This is a genomic window from Bacillus sp. 3G2 (assembly GCF_044324725.1).
In the GTDB taxonomy this organism is placed as follows: domain Bacteria; phylum Bacillota; class Bacilli; order Bacillales; family Bacillaceae_G; genus Bacillus_A; species Bacillus_A mobilis.
In genome coordinates, this window is sequence record NZ_CP172246.1 from 4,845,833 (window position 1) to 4,862,709 (window position 16,877).

Sequence of the window (16,877 nt, forward strand, 5' to 3'; positions counted from 1 at the left end):
GTGTTCGTATGACTGTTATCGCTAGCGTTAAAACCTGCCTCGCTAGTGTAAGGGGCGCTCAAGCAAGCTTAAGTTCTCTTTCACTAAATTCACAGGACGCGGAATCAAAACGTGTATTTCATGAATGTATGTTAGAAATGGACAGCATCATCGCTGATTTACAGAATAGAGTTTCAGTATTAGAACGTGAAGAACCTCAATATAAAGGGTTTTAAGTAGACTGGAGGAAATGACTATGTCTCACCTGCCGGAATGGACACTTGTCATTCTTCGCTCTGTATTCATATTAATTATTTTATTTGCTATTACAAAATGGTTAGGGAAAAGACAAATCTCTCAGCTCTCCTTTTTTGAATACATAGCCGGAATGACAATCGGTGACATTGCTGCCCAAGTATCTACAGGGCTCGATTCAAAATTTTTCCACGGCGTTTTTGCGATACTCATTTTCGCTGTGGTACCTTTTTTAACAGGAATCCTCTCTTTAAAAAACAAAACAGCTCGAGATTTTTTTGAAGGAAAATCTACCGTATTAATAAAAGACGGAAAGATACTCGAAGATAACTTAAAGAAAGAAAAATATACAAGTGACGAATTACTGGAACTTCTCCGTGGAAAAGATGCTTTCAGCGTAGCCGATGTTGAATTCGCTGTACTAGAACCGAGCGGAGAATTAAATGTGTTATTGAAAAAAGATCGCCAACCACTTACAGCAAAAGATATCGGCTTAAAAGTGCCAAACGAAAAAGAACCACAAACTGTTATTATGGATGGAAATGTCTTAGATGAACCTTTATCCTCTAGTGGACATAACCGTGCTTGGTTACATTCTGAACTAGAAAAGCTCGGTGTTGTTATTGAAAATGTCTTTCTCGGTCAAGTGGATTCATATGGGCAACTTACTATCGACATTTATAATGACAAACTACAAATGCCTTCTCCTCAAAACAAGCCTTTATTATTAGCATCTTTAAAAAAATGCCATGCTGATCTTGAACTATTTTCCCTAGAAACAAAGTCGAAATCAGCAAGCGAAATGTATAGTAAAAACGCGAAACACATCGAAAAAATTTTAAATAAAGTAACCTATCTTTTAAAAGAATAAATATCAAAAGAACGCTGTAGTAAAAAGGCGTTCTTTTCTTTTTTTCTACAGCTTTTATAACGTTTAAATTTATGTAATTCGGTTATGATGTTGAAGATACATAAGCAGGGAATTTCAAAAACATAGCGAATATTTCATGGTACAACTACATATTTTTTTGATTTAAAGTGGTTTCGTTTGACCTTTATTGACCATAATTGTATTATAAGACTAAGAAAGCTTTAGAAGGAGGAAATAACAGATGAATTTAATTCCTACAGTAATTGAACAAACAAATCGTGGAGAACGCGCTTACGATATTTACTCTCGACTATTAAAAGACCGCATCATTATGCTTGGTAGTGCAATTGATGACAACGTAGCTAACTCAATCGTTTCCCAGCTTTTATTCTTGGAATCTCAAGATCCAGAAAAAGATATTCACATCTACATCAACAGCCCTGGTGGTTCTATCACAGCAGGTATGGCAATTTACGATACAATGCAGTTTATTAAACCACAAGTATCAACAATCTGTATCGGTATGGCTGCATCTATGGGTGCATTCTTACTTGCAGCAGGTGAAAAAGGAAAACGTTATGCACTTCCAAACAGTGAAGTAATGATTCACCAACCACTTGGTGGAGCACAAGGTCAAGCGACTGAAATCGAAATCGCTGCAAAACGTATCCTATTCTTACGTGAAAAACTAAACCAAATTCTTGCTGACCGCACAGGTCAACCTCTTGAAGTACTACAACGCGACACAGACCGCGACAACTTCATGACAGCAGAAAAAGCTTTAGAATACGGTTTAATCGATAAGATCTTTACAAATCGTTAATAGATATTTAAAGCGGAAGCGGCTCGTTCAGAATTGTAGGGCGATGGAGCCTCGAATGAAGGGGCGAAACGACCGGAGATTCTAGCCGCTGGAGCTAGATAGATTTAAAGCGAAAGCGCCCTCTTACAGGGCGCTTTTTTTATGGTGAGGCCTCCGCACACGCATACCCCACTCAGTATCCACCTAAATATATCGGCGATTTTTTCAATATATCGACGATTCGACACAACTTATCGACTTACCGACAATCTTCGGCAAGCGCCCCCCTACATCCCCCCACCCCCAATAACAAACAACGAAACAAAAAAAGCTATCGCACATGCGCGATAGCTTCTTATTGTATATATGCAGCTAATGCTTCTAAAGCTTCTTCTGCATCTGAACCTTCTGTTGTAATTGTTATCATGCTACCAGTTCCAATTGCTAAGCTCATAATCCCCATTATGCTCTTTGCATTCACTGTCTTTCCATCTTTCTCGATGAAGATATCCGCATGAAAGCGATTGGCCTCTTGCACAAACAACGCAGCCGGACGTGCTTGTAAACCGTTTTTTAATGAAACCTTAACTCGTTTTTGAACCACAGCTCCATTTCCCCTTTAACCTCTTATTTTTTCGCTACCGTTTCCCCCGCGCGTAATTTCTCTGCAATCTCATCGATTTTACGCAAACGATGATTAATACCCGATTTACTAATTTTCCCCCCGGATACCATCTCGCCTAATTCTTTCAATGTTACATCTTGATAATCCCTTCGTAATTGTGCAATTTCTCGCAGTTTATCTGGTAATATATCAAGACCAACTGTCTCATCAATATAACGGATATTTTCAATCTGCCTTAGCGCTGCACCAATTGTTTTATTTAAATTAGCTGTTTCGCAGTTCACTAAACGATTTACTGAATTACGCATATCACGAACGATTCGAATGTCTTCAAATCTTAAAAGTGCATTATGAGCGCCTATAATATTTAAAAACTCCGTAATCTTTTCTGCTTCTTTCAAATACGTAATGTACCCTTTTCTTCTTTCCAACGTCTTACTATTTAAATCAAATCCGTTCATCAGTTCACATATAGCATCATTATGTTCCTTATATAACGAAAAGACTTCTAAATGATAAGATGATGTTTCTGGGTTATTTACTGAACCACCTGCTAAAAATGCACCGCGTAAATACGATCGTTTACAACATTTCTTATCAATCAATTCTTGTGATATATTTCGGATAAATGAAAAGTCGTCTCGAACAATATGAAGATCAGCTAATATTTCGCGAGACTTCTCAACAAGCCGCACAATATATACATTATTTTTCTTCAATCGCATTTTTTTACGAACAAGTAATTCTACCGTCACGTCATATCCTTTTTTCAAAAGCGTATAAATCCTTCTTGCAATTGCCGCATTCTCCGTTTGAATATCAATAGATAGACGACGATTTGAAAAAGAAAGCGATCCGTTCATTCGAAGTAACGCTGATAATTCTGCTTTCTCACAGCATTCCTTCATCTCAAGATTCGTCAACTCTTTCTTTGTTTCTGATGCAAATGACACAGTCAACACCTCCTTATACGATTACTTTGGAACAAAAATCTTGTCCTATATGAAAGGATGAGCGTTACCTCAAACGAGGCAACGCACATCTACAACAGTGAATATAAAATAGAAGCTAATTTTAATGTATCGTGCCTTACAACACGATCATCATACTTCGCCAATTGATCTTGAATGACATCAATATTGCTCTCTGCAAAACGCTCTTCATCTACTACAACTGGTGCCGACATTTCTTCCTCATATAACTGACGTAATTCACAAGGAATATCACGGTTATTTACAATTGCAGTATCGATAAATGGTTTACCTAAATGATCATGTAACGCCTGCACATGGTCAAACGCAGTATATCCCATCGTTTCACCAGCTTGCGTCATAACATTACACACATATACCTTCTTTGCTTTTGCAGCAAGAACAGCGTCCCCAATTTTGTTAACAACTAAATTCGGTAATATACTCGTATACAAACTTCCTGGACCGAAAACAAGTAAATCAGCTCGTTTAATCTCAGCCAACGTTTCATGTAACGGCTCTACATCTTCTGGAGTTAGAAAGACGCGGTTAATCTTCTTTCCGTAATAAGGAATCTTTGATTCACCTGTTACAATTTCTCCATCTTCTAGTTCCGCATGAAGTACCGCACTTTGATTCGCTGCCGGTAACACACGTCCTCTGACGTTTAATACTTTACTCGTTTCCGTAATCGCATGGAAAAAGTCTCCTGTAATCGAGGTCATACCCGCCAATAATAAATTTCCTAACGCATGACCTTTCAGCCCGTCTCCCGTTGTGAAACGATGCTGGAATAAAGCTTCCACCAGCGGCTCTACATCTGATAACGCAACAAGTACGTTACGAATGTCACCTGGGGGTGGGATTTCTAGCTCATCACGTAATCTACCTGAACTGCCACCATCATCAGCGATTGTAACAACTGCTGTAATATCAACTGGATATTGTTTTAATCCTCGTAATAAAACAGAGAGTCCCGTACCGCCTCCCATGATAACAATTTTAGGTTTTCTCTCTTTTTTCATCCCTTAATGGCCCTTTCTCTTCTCCACATCACGATGAGATACATGAACGCTATACTCTGGTTTCAAATGTTTCCCAAGGTATTCTGTAAGCGTAACAGAACGATGCTGTCCACCTGTACATCCAATTGCAATTACAAGTTGACTCTTGCCTTCTCTTTTATAATGAGGCAGCATGAAAGTAATAAGATCCGTCAATTTCTCTAAAAATTTATGTGTCTCATTAAATTTCAGCACATACGATGAAACTTCCTCATCTAATCCTGTTAATGGCTTCATATGTGGAATGTAGTATGGATTTGGTAAAAAACGAACATCAAATACTAAATCTGCATCAATTGGAATACCGTACTTAAATCCAAATGACATAACATTTACACGAAATGCTTGCTCAGTTTCAGTTGAAAACAGATGAACAATTTTTTCACGTAATTCTTTCGGTTTTAAATCAGATGTATCCAGTACAATATTCGCTCGTGCCTTCATATCAGTTAATAAGCTGCGCTCCATTTCGATTCCCTTTAACGGCAAACCAGTTGGTGCAAGTGGATGCGAACGTCTCGTTTCTTTATAACGAGTTACAAGCGTGCCATCTTTCGCATCTAAGAATAAAATATGAGGAATAATCCATGTACGTTCTGATAAATCATCAAGTGCTCCCCATAAATGTTCGAAAAACTCTCGGCCACGTAAATCAACGCCAAGTGCCACTTTATTCATTTTCCCTTTTGAATCCGCCATAAGCTCAATAAACTTTGGCAATAACATCGGTGGTAAATTATCTACACAGAAATATCCTAAATCTTCAAAACTTTGTAAAGCTACTGTCTTTCCAGCTCCAGACATTCCTGTAATAATTACCATTTTTATATCATTATTCTCTGTCATCGTATCCTCTCCTTGACGGTTTAACTCGGATCTAATCGATATGAAAGCAACTCAAAATCTGGGGTATATACAAATGTACCGTAGATTATGCCATTTCCCTTAATTAAATAATCAATAATGTGATAATCTCCTGGTGCCATTGCTAAATCATCAATTTTGTCAAATGTATGCCAACCAATGATGCCTTCTTCGCTCTCTAGTTTGTTTTCTCCTGCAAAATCTGTCGCTAAAAAGGAGAACATCATCCATTCAGAAACAACCTTATCACCTTCTTGGATGACAAAGGTGAAGACCCCTTTTAACGCTGGGTTCTTTAAATAAATCCCTGTTTCTTCACGATACTCGCGAACAACGGAATCTCTTACTGTCTCACCACGCTCCATTTTCCCGCCTGGTGCAACCCACCAATTTCGGCGAGGTTTTTGGAGTAAGAGTACTTCATTATCTCTAACTAACACACAGTTTGTCACTCTTTGCATGTTTCTTCACCTCAGCTACTTGCAGTAAATTTCTCACTGCATACTCATTTCATTATACTATCAAAAACAGTTTGCTACAACGAAGGAGCCAGTCCCCTTTCGCTAAGCACTGCTACTCAACAATTTTAAAAAAGCTTTCTATAACAAGCAATGTAAATGCCTAGACTTTCAATGAATAGCATGAAAAATCCCCTTAACGATTTTTATCGCCAAGGGGATTAAAGTACTTATTTCTTACCGAAATAAGTAACAATCGCGAATCCTAAAATAAAGGTAATAATTGAACTTATAATTGAAAATCCTCCAGTTGGAATACCAGGAAACACAATTACAATTGAGCCGATAACAAGTCCAATAATTGCCGCAAATGTCATACTTTTATAACGATCTAACAAGAAACTAATTCCTTTACTACTTACAACAAACCCTACCATAACCCCAGCACCGATAACTACGATTAAAGGTAAGTTCAGTGTAGTTAAAGCATTAATTGCTGTCGGATACACACCAATAATTAATAAAATAAATGATCCGCTAATTCCAGGAAGCAACATAGCCATACTAGCCATCCATCCTGCGAAAAATAAACCAATTGCATTTAAAATTGTTAACGTCGTAATTGGATCTGCTGCCTTATCCGGTTTAAAGAAAGCTGTGATCGCAACAAGAATTGCTGCAACGATTAGTAAAACAATGTGCTTACCCTTAAACGAAGACTTTGCATCAGCTTCTCTCATTAACATCGGTAATATACTAATAATTAAACCGAGGAAGAAAAATTGAGTCGGTTCATAATGATTTGCAAGTAAATATTTAATAACGTGGCTTAATGTTAAAAACGCTACTGCCACACCAGCTGCAAGGGGAATTAAAAATCCTAAATGTTTTTTCCATTCACGACTAAAAAATCCACTAATTGCCGCAAGTAATTGTTCATAAATCCCTAACACAACAGCGATTGTACCGCCGCTCACACCAGGAATTAAATCACTAACGCCCATACAAAATCCACGATATATATTACGCCATTCCATACTGAATAAATTCCTCATTTCTTATAGTGATTTTTTCCGTAAAGTCCAGTATATCAATAAGAAAGCTTATAATCCTAATATTTTTTGACAATACTTTGACATTTTCACAAAAAAAGAAGAAAGCTCCTATCGGTAGCTTTCTTCTCAAAAGGCATGTTATCCCTTATTTTTCTGATACAGTTTTTAGTTCTTCTAACAATTCTTCTACGTAATGTTGCGCACTTTGTGCTGCAATACTACCATCACCTGTTGCAGTTACAATTTGACGAAGCATTTTTTCGCGAACATCACCAGCTGCGAAAATACCAGGAACTTTCGTTTCCATACGCTCATTTGTTTCAAGGTAACCATTTTCATTTGTAATACCTAGTTCAACAAATGGTTTTGATAGTGGTAACATACCGATGTATACGAATACGCCGTCAGTTTTGACTTCTTTCTCTTCTCCACTGTTAACGTCTACAAGTGTTACGCTTCCTACTTTACCATTTGCATCGTTAATTTCTTTAATAGTGTGATTCCAAATGAAATCTACTTTCTCGTTTTGGAAAGCACGATCTTGTAAAATTTTCTGTGCACGAAGCGTGTCACGACGGTGAACAATTGTTACCTTTGATGCGAAGCGTGTTAAGAACACACCCTCTTCAACAGCGGAATCTCCGCCACCAATAACTACAAGTTCTTTTCCTTTAAAGAAAGCACCATCACATACTGCACAATATGATACACCGCGGCCGCCAAGTTCCGCTTCGCCTGGCACACCAATTTTTTTATACTCTGCACCGCTTGCAACGATAATTGCACGTGCTTTATATTCTTTTTTACCAGCAATAATTGTTTTGTATTCTTTACCATCGATGACTGCTTTCACATCACCGTATGCATATTCAGCACCAAATTTCTTCGCATGCTCGAACATTTTATTTGATAAGTCTGGTCCTAAAATAGACTCATAACCTGGGTAATTTTCTACATCTTCTGTGTTTGCCATTTGGCCACCTGGGATACCACGCTCAAGCATTAATGTGCTTAAATTTGCACGAGATGTATATACTGCAGCTGTCATACCAGCTGGTCCTGCACCAATAATAATGACATCATAAATTTTTTCTTCTGACACACTATTCACTCCTATTCATTCCTACTCAATTAAGTTACCCTCATTATACTGTTAGCATCATTTTTTTCCCAATGATTTGCTTACATTATGTGTGCGTACGCTTAACAGCCTGCACATACTTTCGAACAGTCGCTACAGATACATTATATACATCTCCGAGCTCCGACTGTGTCATCTTATTTCCTTGTTCGCTGCGTACGATATATTCAACCGCAGCTGACCAGCCGTATACATTGGTGAAAACTGCCCCAGATGTATATAAACGTATGAACGTACAGAACCAAAATTGTAAGCACTCTTCGATTAATTCATCATCTTTTTTCGTATAATTATATAAAGCATCCGCAATTCGCGCACACTGTTCAAATTGCTGTAAATCAGATGGAATGCTCTTATGGCTATTAAGTAAAAAGAAATACTTTGCAAGTTGCGATACGATTGGAACACCGTTCTTCGCCTGCGTTACATCAAAGAAGAATCCCACCTTCTCTGGCGTGGACAACTCATTCATTAAATATAAAGCTAGCATTTGTTCCTCTAGCGTCGCACTTTGCTGGAATGATTTTCGTAATTCTTCAAATAATACGTTTTGTCCTTCATCCGCTAAATTCAGCGCATTCCACGGTTCTTTCCCCTTTTTATCAGGGTGCAGTTCTACAACATGTTGCCACATTTTTTCAGCTACTTGCTGATCTTTCACCATATAAGCAGAATATGCAAACCAATAATAAAAACTAACGTCTCCCTCGTATCCTTGACGCTTTAATACTTTAAACCATTTATATGCAGGCTCAAAATGACCAATTGTGGCAAGTGTCGTTCCAAGTTTCAAACGATGCTCGAACGAAATTGGATATACTGAAACTAACTGAGCAGCTAACGCTTCTACTTGTTTATGCTCTCCAATTGAATATAGAAAAATAAGCGTGTTACACAGCGCATGTATATTACCAGGATTTTTCTCTAAAATCATTTCCGTTAACTTCAGCGCCTTATCTACATTACCAGATTGAAAATGTGCAATGGCTAAATTATTATGACCCGACCAAAATTCCGGATAATCTTTCGTAACAATTTCTAATGTAGCAATTGCTTCTTCCAATTGTCCGTTACGAATATAACGATTCGCTTCTTCCTGCATAACAATTAAATCATCTTCATCCTCAATCTCTTCCGCACCCATCGCTTCTTCTTCCATAATCTCAAGTAATTCTAATGTATCTTCTACAAATTCCTTCTCTTCTGCAACTTCTAAATAGCGATCCGCATACTTTTTCGCCTGCTGAAATAGCCCCATATATGCATAATTATTTGCAATAAAATAATAGCACTGTTCAAGTTCTGGATTAGATCTAACAAGCTTAAAGAAGATTTGATTCGACTCTTGATATTCACCAGCCTCAGATAATACTGTTGCTAATTGACATAAAATAAACGGCTCCTTCTCACTTTGTGCCGCTCTTCGAAAATATTTAATTGCATCTTGCAATTTTTGCCCTTTGTAAGCCCTCATCCCTTTTTTATAAAAGAAGTCCGCTAATTGATTAAAAGAGATAACTTGTCCGTTCTCCTTATATATTCCTTGATTTTTCCCCATATATCCTCCAGTTTTTTGTTTTCTTCGTTCACACATTCTTCTATCTATAAGTATAAACGATTCCGTAAAAAACAAAACAGTATATTATACTCAATTATTTCCTTTTTATTCATTAAAAAAGAAGAGAAATGTTACATTTTTGCTATCAACCTTCTCTAGCATCCATTTCTTCTTTCGTATAAATAACACGCATTGGATTTCCACCCACGAAAGCACCACTTGGGACATCTCTATGAACAAGTGTGCCAGCTGAAATAATCGCGCCATCCCCAATTTTTACACCTGGTAATATAGTCGTATTCGCTCCAATCATCACTTCATTTCCTATGATGATCTCTCCAAGTCGATATTCACGAATTAAATATTCATGTGCTAAAAGCGTTGTGTTATAGCCGACAATCGAATTCTCTCCCACAGTTATCTTTTCTGGGAACATAATGTCCGGCATTACCATAAGCGCAAATGATGTTTTCTTTCCGACTTTCATCCGTAAGAATGTGCGGTACAACCAATTCTTGACGGATAAAAATGGCGTGTAACGCGCAATTTGGATAATAATAAAGTTCTTCATTACCTTCCAAAAGGACACTGTTTTATACACATTCCATAATGAATTCTCTCCCGAAACAGGATAGCGCGTTGTCCGTCGCACTTAGCTCGCTCCTCTACTAAAGTAGGGAAATACGCCCCTACTAACTTACTTGGACCTTTATGACCGGTTCATATTAGACAAAATCGGTAGCAAATCACTCATTTTATCTAGCATAAAGTCCGGCTTGTACGCCTCTAAATACGCTCTACCTTTCAACGTCCATGAAACAGCAGCCGTTTTCGTACCAGCATTTTGTCCGCCAACAATATCATGATGGTTATCCCCAATCATCAATGCTTCTTCCGGTTTCGCCTCTAATAACTCAAGCGCTTTTTGAAGTGGCTCTGGATGTGGTTTCACATGCTCTACATCATCAATTGTCACGACAACATCAAAAAATTCATCAAGCTTTGACAGCTTTAATCCCATTTCAACGGTTTGTCTCGCTTTCGTTGTAACAATACCAACTTTATAGCCTTGCTTCTTCAACTCTTGAACTGTTTCATATACAGTTTCATATTCTTCCACTAATTCATCGTGATGCTCATGGTTAAATTGACGATAACATGTAATCATCTCTTCAACCTTGTTTTCATCAATCTTGCTGAAAGTATCATGTAAAGATGGACCAATGAATGGCAATACATCTTCACGCTTATATTGATTTGGATAATATGTATGTAACGTATGTAAAAAAGAAGAAATAATAAGTTCGTTTGTATTAATTAACGTTCCATCTAAATCAAATAACACTGTATTTATTCTCATTGCCTTAGTCCCTTCTCTTTCCTGAATATGAAAGAAGCAGCATCTCATAATAAGATGCTACTTTTCTCTAATTTTCCGAATATCTTTTATCAGCTTGCCCCATTTTTCGTCTCACAATAATGAAAATAATAGAAATAACAACAAGTCCAATTGACATTACTTGTGCGATACGAAGTGGTCCTAGCATTAAACTATCTGTACGTAAGCCTTCTACGAAGAAGCGCCCTACTGAATACCAAATTAAATATGTGAAGAATAATTCCCCGCGTCGTAAATTCACTTTTCGTAATGCAAGTAATAAAATGACACCTGCAAAATTCCATAGTGATTCATATAAAAACGTTGGGTGATAGTACACACCTTCAATATACATTTGATTAATAATGAAATCCGGTAAATGAAGACCCTCTAAAAACTGTCTCGTTACTTCATCACCATGTGCCTCTTGGTTCATAAAGTTTCCCCATCGGCCAATTGCTTGTCCTAGTAAAATACTTGGCGCTGCAATATCTGCTAACTTCCAGAATGAAAGTCCGCGTCGTTTCGCAAAAAGAATCCCTGTAATAACAGCCCCGATTAAACCACCATGAATCGCCAAGCCACCTTGACGAATATTAATAATTTGACTCGGGTTTTGCGCGTAATATTCCCATTCAAAAATAACGTAGTACATTCTCGCAAATAGAATAGCGATCGGTACTGCAATTAATACAAGGTCAACAAATGTATCTTTTGGAATACCTAGCCTTTCTCCCTCACGAGTTGCTAGCCAAAGACCTAATAGCACACCTGTACCGATAATAATCCCGTACCAATAAACAGGAAACGGTCCAAGTTGGATCGCTACGCGGTCAAGCTGTGGTACAGAACCTAACAGCATATGTATGACCTCCCTCTCCAAAGTTTACTCCTGATTTCCTAACTCAATCGCACTCATTAATCGTTCAGAGAACTGTTGTGCTGCATTGACTCCCATACGTTTCAAACGGAAGTTCATCGCTGCTACTTCAATAATAACAGCCAAGTTTCGACCAGGACGAACTGGAAGTGTAATCTTCGTAAGTTCTGTATCAATAATCTTCATCTTCTCTTCATCAAGACCTAAGCGATCATAATTTTTCTTTTGATCCCAAATTTCAAGATTAATAACAAGTGTAATACGCTTATAATTTCGCACTGCCCCTGCACCGAATAACGTCATAACGTTAATGATACCTAGACCACGAATTTCTAATAAATGCTCAATTAAATCTGGTGAGCTTCCTACTAATGTGTCTTCATCTTCTTGGCGAATTTCTACGCTATCATCCGCAACAAGGCGGTGACCACGTTTCACAAGTTCAAGGGCTGTCTCACTTTTACCGACACCACTTTGACCTGTAATTAAAACACCAACACCGTAAATATCTACTAGCACACCATGTACAGCTGTTGTTGGCGCTAACTTACCTTCTAAATAATTTGTTAAACGACTTGATAATCTTGTTGTCGTTTGAGAAGAACGTAATAAAGGCATACCCGATTCACGTGACGCTTGCAATAACTCATCTGGTACATCTTGATTACGAGTTACAATAATACACGGCGTCTCCTCAGTACAAAGCGCTTTCATTCTCTCTTGTTTTTGCTCTGTCGTTAGCGTGTCAAAGAACGTAAGCTCCGTTTTGCCAAGAAGCTGTACGCGATCAGCTGGATAATATGTAAAAAATCCTGCCATTTCAATTCCAGGTCGTGATAAATCACTTGTATCAATCGGACGATGAATTCCTTCTTCACCACTTATTAACTCCAATTGAAATTGTTCAATTAAATCTTTTGTCCTTACTTTCGGCATATGTATAAACCTCCACTCCGCTGCGGGTTCAGTCTCATTTGATGTAAAATTCCATTCTACCGGATATTGTACCATTTTTTTCTGGAAACAAGAAATACGGTTTCTAATAAATAGAAAAAAACATTTCATACACATCATGAAATGTTTTTCTTTTTGTCATTTTCTCTTTTTTTCATATAAAGGTTCCACAATTGCCTTTTCAATAATCATATTAAAAATTGAAATACAAATTGCCGCTACAATTGCTACACCGAATCCTGATATATTAAATGCATCTCCTAATAATGAATCTGCTATTTTTAACGTAATCGCATTAATAACAATTAAGAAGAACCCGAAAGTTACAACAGTAATCGGTAGCGTAATTAAAATTAAAAACGGTTTTACGAACACATTTAAAACAGCCAAGATAATACTCGCAATAATTGCAGTTTGTATATTCGCTACGTAAAACGCGTCTGGCGCAATCCCTTTTAAAAGTCCCGATACAGCGATTAACACAACGCTATTTACAAGAAGTGATACAATCCATCTCATTTTCTTACACATCCTTTTGACATATATATTTCATCATACGCTAATAGATAAGAAACGCAAGTATCATACAAATACTTATATCAACTTATTCTACTCCTCATGCTTGTATACCTACTAACATTTCCTCGCGAAATAAGGGCCACACCATCTATGTTCATGAGTTTTTACAAAAGTCCAAGTGAACGCCTTGTCTATAATATAGATATCCCCTTTATACATATCGTCCCTCTCACACAATATATCATCCATATGTAATAAGCTCGTATCTTTTATTAGCAATACATCATCACAATGTTGATAGAATATATAGCAATCCTTTTTCGCTTCATTATGAAACGCGTTCTCCGCTTCTTCACCCTCTATACACTTCTTTTTCTCATAACTAAATATGTGCCAAAGATACCCACATGCATACTTATCTCCATACAGGAAAATGTCTTCTTTTTCCTCATCACTTAAATGGTTTGCAAAGGTATCCTCCCAGCGCTTGCGAAAATATACACCCCAACTTTGAAACTCTCTTACCTTCATAGTTTTCTTTCGCAACACATCTAAAAACTCCATCTTCTCCCCCTATACAATAAAAACCGAGCGTCATTTCCACTCGGTTTTTATTACTAAACTTATTGCGATAACTCTACTTCTTTTATTTTCTCTTTCATTCTTGCTTTATCACGGACTAAAATCTCTTTTAAATACTTACCTGTATACGAGCGCTCTTCTTTCACTACTTGCTCTGGCGTTCCGGAAGCAACGATTTGTCCACCCTTGTCTCCGCCTTCTGGTCCAAGGTCAACGATATAATCAGCTGTTTTAATTACATCTAAGTTATGTTCAATTACAAGTACGGTTTCACCGCTCTCAACAAGACGTTGCAGAACTTCTAGAAGACGCGCGATATCATGTGCATGTAAACCAGTCGTTGGCTCGTCTAAAATGTATAACGTACGCCCAGTAGAACGACGGTGTAATTCAGAAGCTAGTTTCACGCGCTGCGCTTCACCACCAGATAATGTCGTAGCTGGCTGTCCTAATTTCATATAACCAAGCCCAACGTCTACAAGTGTTTGAAGTTTACGCTTAATTTTTGGGATATTAGCGAAGAACTCTACTCCATCTTCAATTGTCATCCCTAATACTTCAGAAATATTCTTATCTTTATACTTCACTTCTAACGTTTCGCGGTTATAACGTTTACCGTGACAAACTTCACACGGAACGTATACGTCTGGTAAGAAGTGCATTTCGATTTTAATAATTCCATCACCACGGCACGCTTCACAACGTCCACCTTTTACATTAAAGCTGAAACGTCCTTTTTGATATCCGCGCACTTTCGCTTCATTCGTTTGCGCAAACACATCACGAATATCATCGAATACACCTGTATACGTCGCTGGATTAGAGCGTGGTGTACGACCGATTGGCGATTGATCAATATCGATTACTTTATCTAAATGCTCAAGACCTTTAATCTCTTTATGAGTACCTGGCTTCGCTTTCGCTTTATATAGCTTTTGCGCTAACGATTTATATAGTACTTCGTTAATCATCGTACTTTTACCGGAACCAGATACACCCGTTACCGCTACAAACGTACCAAGCGGGAATGACATCTTTGCATTCTTTAAGTTATTCTCTTTTGCACCGACAATTTCCACTTTTCTTCCGTCACCTTTACGTCTTTCAAGTGGAACCGGAATAAACTCTTTACCGCTTAAATACTTACCTGTAAGCGAATTATCGTCTTGCATCACTTCAGCTGGTGTACCTGCTGACACAACTTGACCACCGTGAATACCTGCACCAGGTCCGATATCCAGTAAATAATCAGCTGCCATCATCGTGTCTTCATCATGCTCAACGACAATTAACGTATTCCCTAAATCGCGCATTTCTTGCAATGTGCGAATAAGACGATCGTTATCACGCTGGTGCAAACCGATAGAAGGCTCATCAAGAATGTAAAGTACGCCAGTCAGACGAGAACCGATTTGTGTCGCTAAACGAATACGCTGTGCCTCACCACCTGATAAAGTTCCTGCGGCACGACTTAACGTTAAATAATCTAAACCGACGTTCACTAAGAACCCAACACGCTCTTGGATTTCTCTTAAAATTAAATGAGCAATTTTTTGTTGCTTCTCCGTTAGCTCTACATTTGAGAAGAATTCCTGTACTTCTTGAACAGAATACTTCGTTACGTCAGCAATCGTTTTCTCACCAACGAAAACAGCTAAACTCTCTGGCTTTAAGCGTCCGCCTTTACACTTCGGACAAGCTTGCTCTGCCATATACTTTTCCATTTGCTCACGAATATAATCAGAACTCGTTTCACGATAACGACGTTCAATATTCGGAATAACACCTTCAAATAAAATCTCATTTTCCTTTACTTGACCAAATTCATTTACATAACGGAAATAAACTTTCTCTTCACCGCTTCCATACAACACTTTATCAAATAAATCCTTCGGTATATCTTTCACAGGCATATCCATATCAACGCCGTAATGATTACATACAGATTGTAAAAGCTGCGGGTAATATTGTGAGCTTGTCGGTTCCCAAGGCGCAATCGCATGTTCATTTAATGATAAATCCCAGTTCGGAATAACAAGTTCTAAATCTACCTCTAACTTTGAACCAAGTCCATCACAAGAAGGACATGCCCCGAATGGACTGTTGAATGAGAACATACGCGGCTCTAATTCTCCGATTGAAAAACCACAATGTGGGCAAGCATGATGTTCACTAAATAGAAGTTCCTCTTCTCCCATTACATCAATTAACACTCGTCCCCCGCCAAGTCTTAATGCACTTTCAAGAGAATCCGCAAGACGGCTTGCGATTCCTTCTTTTACAACAATACGATCAATTACAACTTCAATAGAATGCTTTTTATTTTTATCTAACGCAATATCTTCAGATACATCAAGCATTTCACCATCAACACGTACACGAACATATCCTTGCTTCTTAATGTCTTCAAGCACTTTCACATGTGCACCTTTACGCCCAGAAACGATAGGAGCTAACACTTGTAATTTCGTACGTTCAGGATATTCAAGTACACGGTCTACCATCTGCTCTACTGTTTGTGATGTAATTTCAATACCATGATTCGGACAAATTGGCGTACCAATTCGTGCGAATAGTAGACGTAAATAATCATAAATCTCCGTTACCGTTCCGACAGTTGAACGTGGATTACGACTCGTTGTTTTTTGATCTATTGAAATCGCTGGTGACAATCCTTCAATCGTATCTACATCCGGCTTATCCATTTGTCCTAAAAACTGGCGCGCATACGCAGATAACGATTCTACGTATCTGCGTTGTCCCTCTGCATAAATCGTATCAAATGCTAATGATGATTTCCCTGAACCAGACAATCCCGTCACAACAACAAGCTGATTTCTCGGAATGGTTACATCAATATTTTTTAAGTTATGTGCTCTAGCACCTTTTACAACAATAAAATCCTTGCTCATGCTCACTCT

The 16,877-nt window shown here is 38.0% G+C and carries 18 protein-coding genes; 3 read left to right on the top strand and 15 right to left on the bottom strand.

Going from position 1 to position 16,877, the window contains the following annotated elements; genetic code table 11:
- Positions 1 to 8: 8 nt before the first annotated feature.
- The 3 genes from ACHZK0_RS25055 to clpP all read left to right on the top strand — a co-directional run bounded on the left by ACHZK0_RS25055 (position 9) and on the right by clpP (position 1,928).
- Positions 9 to 215, top strand: a complete 207-nt coding sequence (locus ACHZK0_RS25055; RefSeq protein WP_002167398.1) for a DUF1657 domain-containing protein — start codon at positions 9 to 11, stop codon at positions 213 to 215.
- Positions 216 to 235: 20 nt separating this feature from the next.
- On the top strand, positions 236 to 1,105 hold the full coding sequence (locus tag ACHZK0_RS25060) for a DUF421 domain-containing protein (RefSeq protein ID WP_061679300.1): 870 nt from the start codon (positions 236 to 238) through the stop codon (positions 1,103 to 1,105).
- A gap of 241 nt (positions 1,106 to 1,346) precedes the next feature.
- Positions 1,347 to 1,928, top strand: a complete 582-nt coding sequence (clpP, locus tag ACHZK0_RS25065; RefSeq protein WP_001049162.1) for an ATP-dependent Clp endopeptidase proteolytic subunit ClpP — start codon at positions 1,347 to 1,349, stop codon at positions 1,926 to 1,928.
- A 334-nt stretch (positions 1,929 to 2,262) separates the two neighbouring features.
- Here the strand turns inward: clpP and ACHZK0_RS25070 are convergent, their stop codons facing one another.
- The 15 genes from ACHZK0_RS25070 to uvrA form a co-directional block, all read right to left on the bottom strand.
- The gene (locus ACHZK0_RS25070; protein ID WP_000250305.1) at positions 2,263 to 2,511 is read right to left on the bottom strand and encodes an HPr family phosphocarrier protein; all 249 of its coding nucleotides are present in this window, start codon (positions 2,509 to 2,511) and stop codon (positions 2,263 to 2,265) included.
- Positions 2,512 to 2,534: 23 nt separating this feature from the next.
- Positions 2,535 to 3,485, bottom strand: coding sequence for a DNA-binding protein WhiA (gene whiA, locus ACHZK0_RS25075; RefSeq protein WP_061679301.1), 951 nt, complete (start codon positions 3,483 to 3,485; stop codon positions 2,535 to 2,537).
- An 89-nt stretch (positions 3,486 to 3,574) separates the two neighbouring features.
- Complete coding sequence (locus ACHZK0_RS25080; RefSeq protein ID WP_000712183.1) at positions 3,575 to 4,528, bottom strand: gluconeogenesis factor YvcK family protein; 954 nt, start codon at positions 4,526 to 4,528, stop codon at positions 3,575 to 3,577.
- A gap of 3 nt (positions 4,529 to 4,531) precedes the next feature.
- Positions 4,532 to 5,413, bottom strand: coding sequence for an RNase adapter RapZ (rapZ, locus tag ACHZK0_RS25085; RefSeq protein ID WP_000138462.1), 882 nt, complete (start codon positions 5,411 to 5,413; stop codon positions 4,532 to 4,534).
- A gap of 20 nt (positions 5,414 to 5,433) precedes the next feature.
- Complete coding sequence (locus ACHZK0_RS25090; RefSeq protein ID WP_061679302.1) at positions 5,434 to 5,892, bottom strand: NUDIX hydrolase; 459 nt, start codon at positions 5,890 to 5,892, stop codon at positions 5,434 to 5,436.
- 227 nt (positions 5,893 to 6,119) lie between these two features.
- On the bottom strand, positions 6,120 to 6,926 hold the full coding sequence (locus ACHZK0_RS25095; RefSeq protein WP_097861447.1) for a DUF368 domain-containing protein: 807 nt from the start codon (positions 6,924 to 6,926) through the stop codon (positions 6,120 to 6,122).
- Between the two features lie 163 nt (positions 6,927 to 7,089).
- Positions 7,090 to 8,046, bottom strand: a complete 957-nt coding sequence (gene trxB / locus ACHZK0_RS25100) for a thioredoxin-disulfide reductase (protein ID WP_061679303.1) — start codon at positions 8,044 to 8,046, stop codon at positions 7,090 to 7,092.
- A gap of 85 nt (positions 8,047 to 8,131) precedes the next feature.
- Positions 8,132 to 9,643 carry a tetratricopeptide repeat protein gene (locus tag ACHZK0_RS25105; RefSeq protein WP_270341034.1) on the bottom strand — a complete coding sequence of 504 codons (1,512 nt, stop codon included), beginning with the start codon at positions 9,641 to 9,643 and terminating at the stop codon, positions 8,132 to 8,134.
- 145 nt (positions 9,644 to 9,788) lie between these two features.
- On the bottom strand, positions 9,789 to 10,295 hold the full coding sequence (locus ACHZK0_RS25110) for an acyltransferase (RefSeq protein WP_061679305.1): 507 nt from the start codon (positions 10,293 to 10,295) through the stop codon (positions 9,789 to 9,791).
- Positions 10,296 to 10,352: 57 nt separating this feature from the next.
- Positions 10,353 to 11,003: a pyrophosphatase PpaX gene (ppaX, locus tag ACHZK0_RS25115; RefSeq protein WP_395760987.1), complete on the bottom strand. Its 651-nt coding sequence runs from the start codon at positions 11,001 to 11,003 to the stop codon at positions 10,353 to 10,355.
- 67 nt (positions 11,004 to 11,070) lie between these two features.
- Positions 11,071 to 11,883 carry a prolipoprotein diacylglyceryl transferase gene (lgt, locus tag ACHZK0_RS25120; protein WP_000924230.1) on the bottom strand — a complete coding sequence of 271 codons (813 nt, stop codon included), beginning with the start codon at positions 11,881 to 11,883 and terminating at the stop codon, positions 11,071 to 11,073.
- Positions 11,884 to 11,907: 24 nt separating this feature from the next.
- Entirely contained in the window at positions 11,908 to 12,837 is a 930-nt protein-coding gene (gene hprK / locus ACHZK0_RS25125) for an HPr(Ser) kinase/phosphatase (RefSeq protein WP_262740508.1), read from the bottom strand.
- Positions 12,838 to 12,993: 156 nt separating this feature from the next.
- Positions 12,994 to 13,374, bottom strand: coding sequence for a phage holin family protein (locus ACHZK0_RS25130; protein ID WP_001267308.1), 381 nt, complete (start codon positions 13,372 to 13,374; stop codon positions 12,994 to 12,996).
- Positions 13,375 to 13,488: 114 nt separating this feature from the next.
- A complete protein-coding gene (locus ACHZK0_RS25135) occupies positions 13,489 to 13,938 on the bottom strand; it encodes a DUF4275 family protein (RefSeq protein WP_395760988.1) in 450 nt (149 codons plus the stop codon).
- A 59-nt stretch (positions 13,939 to 13,997) separates the two neighbouring features.
- Complete coding sequence (uvrA, locus tag ACHZK0_RS25140; protein WP_262740566.1) at positions 13,998 to 16,868, bottom strand: excinuclease ABC subunit UvrA; 2,871 nt, start codon at positions 16,866 to 16,868, stop codon at positions 13,998 to 14,000.
- Positions 16,869 to 16,877: the final 9 nt, after the last annotated feature.